This is a genomic window from Enterococcus sp. AZ079, assembly GCF_050547255.1.
In the GTDB taxonomy this organism is placed as follows: domain Bacteria; phylum Bacillota; class Bacilli; order Lactobacillales; family Enterococcaceae; genus Enterococcus_D; species Enterococcus_D casseliflavus.
The window spans coordinates 3,001,737-3,015,989 of the sequence record NZ_CP172955.1 but is presented as its reverse complement, the minus strand read 5'-3'; the positions used below and the strand labels follow the sequence as shown (position 1 = coordinate 3,015,989).

7 protein-coding genes are annotated in these 14,253 nt (G+C 46.0%); all 7 read left to right on the top strand.

What is annotated here, in order from left to right:
• Window positions 1-27: 27 nt before the first annotated feature.
• The 7 genes from IGJ15_RS14285 to IGJ15_RS14255 all read left to right on the top strand — a co-directional run bounded on the left by IGJ15_RS14285 (window position 28) and on the right by IGJ15_RS14255 (window position 14,251).
• Entirely contained in the window at window positions 28-630 is a 603-nt protein-coding gene (locus IGJ15_RS14285; protein WP_010748651.1) for a DUF624 domain-containing protein, read from the top strand.
• The gene (locus tag IGJ15_RS14280; protein WP_010748652.1) at window positions 623-1,543 is read left to right on the top strand and encodes an acetylxylan esterase; all 921 of its coding nucleotides are present in this window, start codon (window positions 623-625) and stop codon (window positions 1,541-1,543) included. Before IGJ15_RS14285 ends, IGJ15_RS14280 begins: the two co-directional genes overlap by 8 nt.
• Entirely contained in the window at window positions 1,534-2,313 is a 780-nt protein-coding gene (locus IGJ15_RS14275) for an endonuclease/exonuclease/phosphatase family protein (RefSeq protein WP_010748653.1), read from the top strand. Before IGJ15_RS14280 ends, IGJ15_RS14275 begins: the two co-directional genes overlap by 10 nt.
• A 6-nt stretch (window positions 2,314-2,319) precedes the next feature.
• Window positions 2,320-4,470 carry a glycoside hydrolase family 3 N-terminal domain-containing protein gene (locus IGJ15_RS14270; RefSeq protein ID WP_010748654.1) on the top strand — a complete coding sequence of 717 codons (2,151 nt, stop codon included), beginning with the start codon at window positions 2,320-2,322 and terminating at the stop codon, window positions 4,468-4,470.
• A 15-nt stretch (window positions 4,471-4,485) separates the two neighbouring features.
• A complete protein-coding gene (locus IGJ15_RS14265) occupies window positions 4,486-7,776 on the top strand; it encodes a GH36-type glycosyl hydrolase domain-containing protein (RefSeq protein ID WP_430599172.1) in 3,291 nt (1,096 codons plus the stop codon).
• Window positions 7,777-7,789: 13 nt separating this feature from the next.
• Complete coding sequence (locus IGJ15_RS14260) at window positions 7,790-8,749, top strand: LacI family DNA-binding transcriptional regulator (protein WP_010748656.1); 960 nt, start codon at window positions 7,790-7,792, stop codon at window positions 8,747-8,749.
• 633 nt (window positions 8,750-9,382) lie between these two features.
• Window positions 9,383-14,251 (top strand): hypothetical protein, encoded by a 4,869-nt coding sequence (locus IGJ15_RS14255; protein ID WP_010748657.1) that lies wholly within the window; start codon window positions 9,383-9,385, stop codon window positions 14,249-14,251.
• Window positions 14,252-14,253: the final 2 nt, after the last annotated feature.

The window sequence follows — 14,253 nt, the reverse complement described above, 5'->3', positions numbered from 1 at the left end:
TCAGCAAGTTTTGATTGGAGGATCATAATGAATCGACTATTTTCTTATGAAGGATGGTACTATCGGGTCTTTGCTTTTTTAGCAGATATGATCATTGTTAGTTTTCTCTTTATGATTCCAGCAATGACGCTGATTCTCGCAGGACCAGCATTGATCGCGCTGTATCAGACGATCGATCAATTGTACAAGGAACGGGATGTCCCGATTTGGCAGCGATACAAGCAAGCATTCTTAAGCAATCTCAAACGTGGGCTCTTCTTAGAAGGTCTTATTATTGCGTATGTCGCAGTCTTTGCTGGGTTGATCTATTCCTTGATGATGATTACACCTTACTTTGGCGTTTTAGCCGTGATCCTCGTTAGCTTGGCTGCGCTGTATCTCGTCGTGTTCGTTCTCTTGTACAGCTTGTTTGCCCAATCATTGCAAGAAACAGCAAAAGAAACGGCCTATGCGGTTCTTAGCAGTACGGCGAATGCGATCATTTTATTGGTGGTCCCAATCATTGTCTTTGTATTGTGCAGCAAAGTGAACCTATTCTTATTTGTTTGTTTAGGGATCTCAGGCTCAGCCTTTGTCCAAGTGTTGTTTTTCAATAAAGTATTAGCGAAGGGGGAAGAGACAAATGACTGAATCCACAGCGACGGATCGATCCTGTTTTTGGGCTTCGGTCCAACAAGAACTTGACACCCTTCCGCTAGCCTTTGAAAGAACCAAACAAGCGCCTTTGCTGAAAGGGATCGATTGTTTTACGATTTCTTTTCAAAGTCTTGGTAATGAAACGATCTATGGGCATCTGCTGCTGCCAGAACAAGCGGCAGATTGTCCAATCGTGATTGATTTTTTAGGCTATATGAATCATGTGCAAGAACCGTTCCAATTTGCTCATTGGTTATTGATCGGCTGCGGCTGTCTTGTCATCGACAATCGCGGACAAGGGGGACGCACGCAAGATCAGGTTCCCTATGAGACCACGCAGCATGAAGCACCTTTTGGACGCGGCATCTTGAAAAAAGAAGATTTTTATATGAAGCGATTGGTCGCAGATAGTTTGCGCACACTAGAAGTCCTTCAACAGATACCGGAAATCGATCCGCAGCGCATTATTTTAAGAGGCGGCTCACAAGGAGGCGGCATCGCCTTATTGGTCAACGCATTAACGAACGTCCCGATTTTTGCGACGTTTGCCGATGTCCCAAGCCACTCCAATCTTGTCCATCGGATCGAACAAAAAACAGGAAGTTACCAGGTGATTCAAGAGTATATTGAACAATTTCCAGAAACGCGGGAAACGATCTATCAAGTCATGAGTTATTTTGATTTGAAGTATTTTGCTCATCAGATAACTGGTCCTGTTTATACATCGGTCGGCAGTGCTGATCCCATCTGTCCCATGGAAGATTTCTTCGTTTCCTATAAAAAGATTCCTGGACCGAAAGAATTGCGTATTTACTTAAATAAAGGGCATGGTGGCGGCGAAGCGAAACAAATCCGTCGTGAAATGCAGCAAATCACAAAATTACTCAAAGGAAATGAATGCAGATGAAAGCAGCAACCTACAATCTACGAGTCGATACCGACTATGACCAAGAATGGCAATGGCACTATCGATCGGAGGCGGTCTGCTCCTTGATCGATTACTACGACTGGGATGTTCTGGCGATCCAAGAAGCTCGTCCCAGCCAATTTGCGGATTTAGCAAAGTTAGCGCAGTATGCTTCCGTCACGGCTGAACGTGACGGTGATGGCTTAGGCGAAGGCATCGGACTGTATTATCAAAAAGAGGCTTTCGAGTTATTAGATTCAGGTTCGTTTTGGTTGTCATTGACACCGACTGAACCAAGTATTCATCCAGAAGCTGCGTATTCACGCTTATGTGTTTGGGCAGTCTTGCAGGAAAAAAAGAATCCGCCGTTTCTTGCTATCACGACTCATTTAGATAATATTTCAGAAATGGCTCGTTTTGAAGGGATGAAAGTGATCCTTGAGCAGCTGGCAGATCAGATCGAACGCTATCCTGTATTGCTGATGGGCGACTTGAATGCGGAGCCAACGGAGCGGGTGCATCGGTACTTAGAGCAGCATTTTCAAAATGCCAAAGAACATGGACAAAAGCCGCATCATGGGCCAAAAGGCTCCTATCAAAATTTTATTTATACGTTACCATGGCAAGAACTAGAAGAAATTGATTATATCTATACGAAAGGCTTCACGGTGGTCAAAACCGCCTGTCTAACGGATTCTTGTGATCGTCGTTTTCCCTCCGATCATTTTCCTTTAGAAGCAGAAGTCCAATTTGAAGAAAGCAAAGGATGAATAAAAATGGAACAGCAGAAATTAACCGAACTACTTTCAGAAATGACCTTAGATGAAAAAATCGATCAGTTGCTGCAACTGGCAGCGGCTTTTTATTCAGATAAAGCAGAAGAGAAAACAGGTCCGATGGGCGACTTAGGACTGACACAAGAAAACATCAACAATGCGGGAACAACGCTAGGTGTTTCTGGTGCAAAAGAAGCGATCCGCGTCCAAAAAGAGTATATCGCCAATAACCGCTTGAATATCCCGACGATATTGATGGCGGACATCATTCACGGCTTTCGGACGATTTTCCCGATTCCATTAGGATTAGGTAGTTCATGGGATTTGGCAGCAGCGGAGAAAATGGCGGAAGTATCTGCCAAAGAAGCAGCTGTTTCTGGCTTGCATGTGACCTTTTCACCGATGGTGGACTTAGTAAGAGACCCACGCTGGGGCCGTGTCATGGAATCGACGGGGGAAGATCCTTACTTGAACAGTCGCTTCGCTGAAGCCTTCGTCAAAGGCTATCAAGGGGATGATCTGCGAACGGATTTCAACCGCGTGGCTGCTTGCGTCAAACATTTTGCGGCTTACGGTGCGGCTATCGGTGGTCGCGATTACAACACGGTCAATATGTCAGAACGCCAACTGCGAGAAAGTTATTTGCCAGGCTATAAAGCAGCCCTTGATGCTGGTGCCAAGCTGGTGATGACCTCCTTTAATACGGTAGACGGCATTCCAGCAACGGCCAATCGCTGGCTTTTCCGCGATGTTTTGCGAGAAGAATTCGGGTTTGAAGGCGTTGTGATCTCTGACTGGGCAGCAATCAAAGAAGTGATCGCTCATGGTGCAGCGGAGGATGAAAAACATGCCGCTGAACTAGCCATCAAAGCTGGGGTCGATATCGAGATGATGACGACTTGCTACACCGATAACTTGAAAGAGTTGATCGCAGAAGGCACCGTTGAGGAAGCCTTAGTCGATGAAGCGGTGCTAAGAATCTTGACCTTAAAAAATGAGCTGGGGCTATTTGAAAATCCATACCGCGGCGCTGATGAAGCCGCTGAAGCAGCCACTGTTTTGTCTCAAGAACACCGAGAGATCGCCAGCGATATCGCAAAGAAATCAATGGTGTTGTTGAAAAATGAAGGTGTCCTGCCGTTGCAGAAAACCGAAAAAGTCGCAATCGTAGGCCCAGGTGCTCACTCCCGTGATCTATTAGGGGCTTGGTCTTGGCAAGGGAAACAAGAAGAAGTAGTGACTTTAGTGGAGGGTGCCCAAGCCTTGGGTGCGGATCTGTTGATCGGTCAAGAGCCCTTTGATTATTTTGCACCGTCTGAAGCGGCGATCCAAGAAGCGATCGAATTAGTGAAGGCAGCCGATAAAGTGGTCCTAGCACTAGGAGAGCAGGAATGGATGAGCGGTGAAGCTGCCAGCCGCAGCGACATTCGTTTGCCGCAAGCCCAATTATCCTTGGTTGAAACCTTAAAAGAATACAACGAGCAATTGATCGTAACACTTTATAACGGTCGTCCTCTTGATTTGCAAGGTGTGGATGCAGCCAAAGCGATCGTCGAGGCTTGGTTCCCTGGAACCGAAGGCGGAAACGCACTTGCTCAGATCCTGTGGGGAGAATACAATCCAAGCGGTCGCTTGAGCATGTCATTCCCAGAAACCGTTGGACAAGTTCCTGTGTATTACAACGTTGACAATACCGGTCGTCCTTATGAAAGTGCACCGGATGAAAAATATGTCTCGAAATATTTGGATGTCTCCATTTATGCCAAATATCCATTTGGGTTTGGCTTGAGTTATAGCCCAGTTGCGTATTCTGCGGTGACGTTGGATCAGCCGACTATGACCAAAGATCAAACGGTCACGGCTTCCATCACTGTTACGAACCAAGGAACAGCAGCGGTCTGGGAAACGGTCCAATGCTACATTCGCGATTTAGTCGGTGAAGTGGTTCGCCCAGTGAAAGAACTGAAAGGCTTTAAGAAAATTTGGCTAGAGGCTGGCGAATCAGCAACCGTTCAATTTGAGATCACGGAAGAACTGCTGCGCTATGTCCACAGCAACCAACAAGTAAGCAGTGATCCAGGGAAATTCCACATCATGATTGGTGGGAACAGCCGAGACACCCAACAAACAACCCTGCAATTAGTTAGGTAAGATAGGAAGGTTTCTATGACGAAAAAAATAGTGATGAATAACGCAAATACGACCGTGACGTTTTTACCAAACGGTGATTTATATGAGATCCAAAGTCACGGTGTGATGATCAATCAGTTGATCGGAAATGCGCTAGATGGTAGTTTGAATCAAATCTATCTACGTCTGCGTGAGGCGGGGGAGTTGTCCTTTATTCCCTTGATCGGTTCAAATGCTAACAGTGCCTTTGCCTACTCAGAAAAACAGCTGACTTGGACTGGGACGTACCAGTCCATCGATTACCAAGTTGATTTCCAATTGGCACAAGATTGCTGGTTCTGGCGGGTTCAATTGAGTGGTTCTGGGGAAGCGGAACTGGTTTACGGGCAAGACCTTGGCAATGCCGCCAAAGGTGCTGTTCAATCCAATGAAGCCTATGTTTCGCAATATATCGACCATCATGTTAGCCATGATAAGGATCGCATCGTGCTTTCCTCGCGCCAAAATCAACCACAAAATGGTCAATTTCCATTGGTGGAACAGGGCAGCTTCCAAGCCTTAAAAGGCTTCTCGACGGATGGCTATCAATTTTTCGGTCGCAGCTACAAAGAAAAGAATCAACCAGCTGCACTTAGCCAAGAAACGTTAGCCAATGAAGTGTATCAATACGAATTTGCCTATACGGCACTGCAAACGCAATGGTTGACGGTAAGTGAGACGCCTACGGAAATCGTTTTTTACGCAGCGGTCAAAGCCAATCAAGCGACGGCAGTCAATGAACCGCAGTTTGCGCTTGAAACGCTGAAAGAAACTTATCAAGCCTTGTCCTTTGACTCGTTGCAAGCAACGGCGCAGCCACGAAAAAACTTCGGTCGACCGCTCACAGGGCTGACATTTTCCACAGAAGAAATCAACGAGCGGTTCCCGCAGCAAGAAGCAGTGGAAATCGTTGATAAGCAGCTTTATTCCTTTTTTACCCCTGACTATCACCATGTCGTGTTGAAGGAAAAAGAAGCACAGATGGAACGCTCCCATGGGCATATTTTGATGAGCGGACAAGAGTTGATCGTCGATCACCCCATTTTGAGCACGACTGTTTACATGACGGGGATGTTTAACTCCCAAATCGTATTAGGCAATACGAACATGAATAAATTGTTGAGTAATAGCCGCAACTCATTGAATCTGTTCAAACGTTCTGGTCAGCGGATCTATCTGAAAGACGGCGATCAATGGCGGATTTTAACGATGCCATCTGCTTTTGAAATGGGCTTGAATTCGGCGACGTGGTACTACAAAACAGCGGATGATGTCATCCAAGTAACGACCTTCACGAAAGCAAACGGACGCACGATCGCAACCACCATCACCAGTGAAGCAGGACGTGCCTACACCTGGGCCATCACCAATCAATTTGTGATGGGGATCGATGAAGCCGCACCGACTGCTACTGTTACGCAAGACCAGCAATTGCTCACCATCAAAGGAACAGCGGATTCACCGATTGCGGAAACTTATCCAGAATTGACGTATTATCTCCATGCAGCTCAACCTTTTGAACTGACCGATGAAGCAATCTTCAATGTGGCCGCTGCTGATAGCACGACCGTATTGACCTTTGCAGAACAGGCGACGGTTTCCTTCGTGATCCAAGGCACACTGACTGGTGAACCCTTTGTTTCCGAAACGTTAGATCGCCAGCAAGAAGACACTGCCTATACGGCCTTTGTCGATGATTTGTTGAATCAGTTTGAATTGAAACATTCGCAGGCGGACGTTACATCCTTCAATCACTTGGCACGTTGGTACACCCACAATATGCTTGTTCATTACCTGTCTCCTCATGGTCTTGAACAGTACGGTGGTGCTGCTTGGGGGACTCGAGACGTTTCCCAAGGACCGACTGAGTATTTCTTAGCACTTAATCGTCCTGAAATGGTGGCGTCCATCATCGAGCATTTGTTTGAAAATCAATTTGCAGATGACGGCAACTGGCCACAATGGTTTATGTTTGATCGCTATGAGAAACAAAAAGCCGATGAGAGCCACGGAGATGTGATCGTCTGGCCGATGAAAGTCGTTAGTGACTATCTCGAAAAAACCAAAGATTTCGCGATTTTGGAAAAAGAACTGCCTTATACGGATCGCGCGACCTTCCTGAAAACCAAGACCAAAGCTTCATTGTTTGATCATTTGAAAAAAGAAGTGGCGTATATCGAAGCGAACTTCTTGGAAGGAACGTACCTGTCTTGTTATGGCGATGGCGATTGGGATGACACCTTGCAGCCAAATAACAGTAAGTTGAAGAAACAAATGGCCAGCAGCTGGACCGTTGCCTTGACCTATGAAGTATTGAAAAAATTAGCCAGCCAGTTGCAGGCATTTGACCCAGAGTATGCCAAACATTTAACAGAACTGTCTAAGGCCATCAAACACGACTTTGAAAAATACATGTTAGCTGATGGCACGTTGCCAGGATTTGTCTATATGGAAGATAGCGAGCACGTGGAACTGATGGTCCATCCGACTGACAAGAAAACTGGTATCCAATACCGCTTGCTGCCGATGCAACAAAGCATGATCGGTGAGCTGTTATCTCCCGAACAAGCCGATCATCATGTGGCGATCATCAAGGAGCATTTGCAATTTCCAGATGGGGTGCGCTTGATGAATCGTCCAGCGACTTATGCGGGTGGTGTCAGCACCAATTTCAAGCGTGCAGAACAAGCAGCCAACTTTGGACGAGAAATCGGTTTGCAGTACGTTCACGCCCACATCCGCTTTACCGAAGCGATGGCGAAATTAGGTCGAGAAGAAGAGACTTGGCAAGCGCTTGGGGTCATCAATCCGATCCAGATCGCTCAACGGGTCGAAAACGCGGAGATTCGTCAAGCAAATGCGTATTTCAGCAGTTCTGATGGCGATTTCAAAACAAGGGTTGAAGCCCAAGAAAATTTTGGTAAACTTAAGGAGGCAGCAGTCGGCGTCAAAGGCGGCTGGCGCATCTATTCTAGTGGACCGGGGATCTATATGAATCAGTTGATCAGCAATGTGTTAGGCATTCGTACCTTTGTTGATCACGTTGAACTTGATCCCGTCTTGCCAGCGGAGCTAGCAGGGTTGACACTGACGTATCGACTCTTTGATCGGCCGGTCGAAATCGTCTATCATTCGGCAAGTACGCCGAAAGTATTGATCAACGGGGAAGAAATGTCCACTGAGTTTGCGGAAAATCGCTACCGTCAAGGTGCGCTTGTCCTGAAGAAAGCAGCACTTTGCGCCAAATTAAACGAAAACCAAACCAATACGATCGATATTTATCGTTAAGAAAGGAGAAGCCATGGTAGGAATCAAAGATATTGCCCAAAAAGCGGGTGTCTCCATATCCACCGTTTCGTATGCATTGAATGGCAGTCCAAAAGTGACCGAGGAAACCCGCGCGCGGATTCAAGCGATCGCAAACGAATTGAACTATGTTCCGAACATGGCTGCTCGCACACTGAAACGCAGACAAACCAACATCATCGGTGTTTATCTCGCCGATTATGCCGGAAGTTTTTATGGGGAATTGCTAGATGGTATCAAGAAAGGGCTGGAACTTTTCGGCTATGAAATGATCGTCTGCAGCGGCAAGAAGTCACACTTGTTTATTCCTGAGCGGATGGTGGACGGTGCCATCATTTTGGATTGGACGTTTCCAGCAAAGGAAATCGAGCAATACGCCCAACGAGGGCATCAAATCGTCGTGTTAGACCGTGTCTTGTCTCATGAAAACATCCATCAAGTCTTGTTAGACAATAAAGGAGGGGCTGTGCTGGCGATCGATCGCTTGATCGCTGGACAAAGCCAAAAAGTCTTCCTCTTAGCAGGGCCAGAAAAAGGCTACGACAGTCGGGAGCGCTTGGAAGCCAGTACGAAAGAATTGACGCGCTTTGGTATTCCTTATGAAGTCATTCCTGGTGACTTCACGGAACCTTCTGGTTATCGAGCGGCAAAACAGCTCTTAGCAAATGATCCCCAGTTTCCCATTGATATCTTTGCCTTCAATGATGAGATGGCGATCGGGGTCTACAAATATGTCCGCGAGACCGACTATCGCATCGGAAAAGAGATCCGCATCATCGGGTTTGATAACACGGAATTAGGCGCTTTTGTGCAGCCGCGCTTAGCGACGATCTCCTATTCGAAACATCGATGGGGCATGGTGGCAGCTGAGAAAATCGTACAATCGATCCAAGGGGATCCAGTGGCGGACGAGCATATTTATACCACTTTTGTGGATGGCGGATCATTTATTTAATTGATCCATTAAAGGAAAAAGAGTTGAAAAAGCCTCAAACAGAGAACACTGTTTGAGGCTTTTTTTGCGTTATTTCAAAAATAACTTTACTTATTTTATCAAAATCAGTGATTTATAAAAAAATAATAATTTTTATTTTGTTATTTTATATGCAATGGAATTTTTAAGTAACGTTTTTTATTCATTTTTGATTATAACATTATCATTATCTACAGTCAGAAGATAGGAAGCGTTCTTTTAACTTATTATTTTAGGTCGTTAGAAAAGAGTTTTGTGCCGCTGAATTTTGTCAAATATTCTAACTTTTTATTTATTTTTCTCATCTTAATTTAATTATGAGTGTTGATTTATCCCTCGTTTTTTGTATGATTTATGAAAGAGAAAAGCAGTTTTTTGAAAAGAATCGATGATTCATCCTGATAATTTGCGCTTTTTTTCAATCGATGAGTAACAGATAGCTCTAAGATGTGGAAGTTACAAAAATCGGAATTATGAAAAATCAATTATAATCATAATTTTGAATGGAAGAAAAAAAGAATTATAATTCTCTTTCGCCAACTCGCTAAACTAAGAGTTGTAACACAGGGCGTGCACTGCGCGATACGTTTATTTTTTTAAGATAGGAGGGATAAAGTGAAACGGTTTTTAACAACTTTACTTGTTTTTCTACTAACATCAGGTCCGTGTTTTTCATATGCAATGGTAGTGGCACAAGCCGAAAGTGTTACAAAAACAAGTGAAGAACAAAGTATGTCTTCTTCTGACCCTGTCGTTTCATCGATCGACAGTCTGGAAGAGACGAACGAAACTGAAGTGCAAGCATCTAGTGAACCTGCTTCGACAGATTCGTCTACAGGAGCCACTGACACAGCTTCATCTGAAACAGAAGCTTCATCGGAAGCTGCAGAAGAAGTACAGGTGACCTTTCTGACAGACACGGAGCATCTATTTGCTACCGGGGAAACCCGCACTCAGATCAGCAAAAACAAAGGGGAAGCACTAAAAGAAAGTGAGTTGCCAGTTTTCGAAGATGATACTGCTTTTGAAGGCTGGTCGTTAGATGGCACGGTCTATACAAGTCAAGCGTTGACCGAATTGATTCTCACGGAGAACCAAACCTTAACTGCTGTTTTTAAACCGACGGTTAAGGCAAGAGCGGCGGACATCTCGTTGGCAGAGCAATCGATCAAAGAGATCATTGCAGAAGCCGATAAAACGAAAGTGATCGCTGTACCAAGCCCAGCTGGAGATGGATCAGCATATGCGGAATACACCAATAGTGCTGAAGGCATTCGTCAAGCGTTGTTTGATATGTATCAAAACGGCAATGGCCAAGAATTTGCTTTGTATGTTGGCTCGGGTGGATCGTTATCACTGCCAACGAATCTGACTTCAAAGACGATTCCAGCCACAGTCGATAATACGAACATGACTTTTTATGCGCTGCAAGGAAAAGTCAGCCGCTTGATCATCACAGGGCATAGTGATGATCCCATCACAGATGCAACAACGTTGACCACTGGGAGTCGCACGGTTGCACTTGGCACGGACATTTACTTCGGTTCTCATGTAGTGATTCGAAACCTCAACTATAGTGGTACGAGGATGTACATGAATGGGTATAGCCTTTCATTGAACGGTGGGTCCACCGGGAACGGTCTTGCGATTTATGGGGGAAGCAACAATGGCGACCTTTCGGGAAACCCAACAATCACATTGAATGCGACAGGTTCAGGAACTTGGAATATTTATGGGGGGAATCAAAACGGTGGTACATTGACCGGGAATACAGCAATTGTCGTAAATAATACAGTAGGTAATATCAGTACGATCGCTGGAGGTGCCAATATTGGTACGATTGATGGGAATACCAGTGTCACGATCAATCGTTTAAATGGCACATTAGGCAGTTATTATGGCGGTGGTCTTGGAACAAACGCTTCCAATACAGCCAATGTGACAGGCAATGTTGAAACGACGATTCAAACCACCAATGCAAGCTTCCGTTTAAGTACTTTTGCTGGTGGCGTTCAATATGGCAACATCAATGGAACGATCCGCAGTACGATCTCGGGTGCAGGCGGTTGGTCAGGGATATCCAATCGGTTTGTAGGCGGTTCATTTTATGGCAACATCGGCTCTGACCGTTCTAAGGATGCCATCGTGACCAACCTTGATGCCAGCAGCTATTCCACTGGACGGAGTGAATTTGAAGGTGGCAATCGGAATACTGGTACCATCACAGGAAACATCGTCAACACCGTGAAAGCCGGACCGAGTGCCAGCGTCGGCGGAATTGGTGATTTTAACGGCGGTGGGGGAAACAACGTTAGTACCTTGACTCAAAGTTCAATGGGGGCTTCGAATACGACGACGTATGACAATTATACTCCGGAACAACGAGCAGCACTGGCAGAAGCAGCGGCAAGTTTTAAAGTTTATGGCGATATCACTTCTCATCTAGTCAGCGGTTCCTTTTCAAACGGTGCGATTTATTCGACGGCAGCTGGTCGAGGCGGCTATGTTGAGGGAAATACGACGATTGAAGTTGGTACGATCACTTCGGATGGTAGTCCTGGGGGAGATGGGATTGCTTACACAGGATCCAGACCGACAAATCTAGATTACTCAACGAGCAATAAAACGAGAGGCTATTCATCTGGATGGGATATCGTTGGTGGCGGCGGTTATCCAGGAACAGCTTGGGATATCTATATTAAAGGGAATACCAAAACGATCTTGAATAACACGGTTGCTCGCTGGACCTACGGTGGTTCCTTCTCAGGTGTCATTGAGGGAAATTCTTCCAATACTTTGAACTCTGGGATCGTCGATACGCTAGAAGGAACAGGCTATACTGGACGCCGTGTTTACGGAGATGGACGAACGACCGTAAATAATGGGCAAGTAGACTGGTTTTTATCTGGTGGCGGCTGGGATGACTTATTAGTGACCGGCAATGTCGCAGTAACGGTTTATGATGGGGTGATCAATGCCTCACTCGGTGCCTCTTATGGTGTCGCTTCTTCCCACACCATTAACGGAAACTCAGATAATCGAGTGTTTGGCGGAAACTTCTCAGGTACTCCGCGTACAGGGTCTAATGGTTTTTCAGGCGGTGTTACGAACAATGGACGGTTATTAGGAAATGCCAGTTTGACATTGGATTTGAGAAATTACGATGGTGAGTTTGCCCTTCCTTCTGGAACGAACATCTCAGGCGGAAATCCGTTTAACAGTACGAATATCGTTGGGACCGACAGCTCCAATACGATTACATTGAACATATACACAAAGCCGGGGTCAGATGCACTGAATGGGGCGACGATCTATGGTGATGGCGGACGGACTGCTAGCAATACGAGAAGCGGCAAAATTTATATGAATATCCAGGCGGAAGGATCAAGTATCGGGAATTTATACACCACGTATTATTCCAATATTTCTTCCAGTCAAATTTTAAGAGATGTCGAGATGCGACTTCAAGGAGCCAAAAGTATCAATGGGATCTCAGGCGGAAACGCGTCAGATAATTTTACGAACACGATCGTAGCCAACAGCAGTAATCAAGTGAAGATGAACTTTGGTGAAAATGTCGATGGGACAGCTTCTTATCAAACTGATCCAATCGCTGTGACGGGTCTGGGGATCGTCAACTTTACCGAATTGAATGTGACAAACGGTATCAAGCTGATGGCCAATGGGGGAGACATCAAAAATGGCCGTTCAGCGACTGCTGCCAATCACGCAACGACCTATCATCAGTTCGGTGACATCCATCTTTCCAAAGATGCTGGTATCGGGATTACTTCCGCAACGAATTTGATTTCAGGGGCGAAGTTAACGGTAGAAGACAAAGGGACGATCGAGTCGCCGCCGGGAACGGGACGAATCAATCTGTCAGATTTCGCCACACCAGATACGGACAAAGATCACTTAATGTGGCTGAAAACGACGACCAATGATGCAGGTTCTCGAGTCAACAGTCAAGGAACGTGGTTTGGGGCGGTTAGTGCCTATCAAGTACTGACCATAAATCCAACTGCTGCTAATGCTGCAGCGATCACGCCAATCAATTTCAGTGGGATCGAAAAAGCGACTGGGAAAACCTTCATTGGGGACAACGATGTCACCAATGCAGCCAATGGGTACGGTATTGCGATACCAGGTTCGATCATTAACTACGAAGTCGAAACACCGGGAGTCGCGAATGGGATCGGTGCCATTAGTCACGATGTAACGGCAGTCAAAGAGAACAATACGCCGCTGACCTTGCAAGCATGGGGAACTGAGCAGGCGGGGACGCAGGTGCAAAAAGGGCGTTTATTGATTCCCTACACGGTAACGGAATTGCCAACATTGACGTTCACACCAGAAACCCAAACGTCCGGTTCATGGGTCTATGGGGGTCAAATCAAATCCAGCAAGCTGGATAGCACGGATCAGCAGTTGACGGAACAACCAGATTCAGAACCAGTTGATTGGACGAGTCCTGATGGGGAATATAGTTACGATATCAGCGTCCGCTACTCAAATAAGGCGGAAGTCCAAGCACGCAATGTGATCCTTACAGAGCAAGAGGCACAATCGCTGACCAAAGAACAAGCTGTGACTTATCTCGAAGCTAGTGGGCGTCCTTTCTTTAAGGATACACTGACAGATGAGGTCTTAGCTGCGATTCAAGAACCGTTAGAAACAGCGGTCTATCGCAAACAAGCGATCACTTTTTCCGTAGGGGAAAACGATCAGAATCAGGCAGAAACTACCGTGAATCTGGTGGTGGTCAAAAATGAAAGTGTCATTTCTGCTGATCGGCAATTTGCCGTCTATGCAAAAGATGTCCGTTTGACCTTACCAGAAGCAACGGCACTGACAGATGAAGCCGCTTTGGCAGACTATACCCAAGCAACCACGATTTTTGCAGATAATCGGGCAAATGTACCACCGACTGTCGATCCGCAAGCTTTTGCCGCGATCCAGCAAGCAACGGAAGCTGAGCTGTTGAAAAATGTGTCAACGGCTTACCATTATGAAGCAGGCAGTCAACGGGCAGAAAAAGTCGTCAATGTCGCAGTTGCCGGCGAGCTTATTTTAAGCAGTGTGCCAACAGACTTTGATTTTGGGCAGCAGAAAGTTGCCACAGAAACACAAGATTATTGGCCAACGATCACAGGCGAGCTAGCAGTGAAAGATACGAGAGGGTCCGAACGGAGTCCATGGCGCTTGACGGTCAAAGAGCAACAGCCATTAACGGATGGGACAGATCAATTAACCGATGTCTTCCGCTTTGTGACAAACGGTCAAGAACAGATGATAACCAGTGGGGAAATGATCATCGAGGAAACGGAATTGACAGAAAATGGCACATACGTCGTGAACCAGCACTGGGGCGAAAGTCAGAATGAAGGAATCAAGCTTACCGTTCCAGTCGAACAGCAAAAAGTCGGGGACTATCAAGGAACCTTGAGCTGGCAGCTAGTTTCGGCACCTGGCAACCCATAAAG

Bases quoted from the DNA above. Each gene is read 5' to 3' on its own strand.
- IGJ15_RS14280 (WP_010748652.1), top strand. From the start codon at position 623: ATGACTGAATCCACAGCGACGGATCGATCCTGTTTTTGGGCTTCGGTC.
- IGJ15_RS14260 (WP_010748656.1), top strand. From the start codon at position 7,790: ATGGTAGGAATCAAAGATATTGCCCAAAAAGCGGGTGTCTCCATATCC.
- IGJ15_RS14275 (WP_010748653.1), top strand. From the start codon at position 1,534: ATGCAGATGAAAGCAGCAACCTACAATCTACGAGTCGATACCGACTAT.
- IGJ15_RS14270 (WP_010748654.1), top strand. From the start codon at position 2,320: ATGGAACAGCAGAAATTAACCGAACTACTTTCAGAAATGACCTTAGAT.
- IGJ15_RS14285 (WP_010748651.1), top strand. From the start codon at position 28: ATGAATCGACTATTTTCTTATGAAGGATGGTACTATCGGGTCTTTGCT.
- IGJ15_RS14265 (WP_430599172.1), top strand. From the start codon at position 4,486: ATGACGAAAAAAATAGTGATGAATAACGCAAATACGACCGTGACGTTT.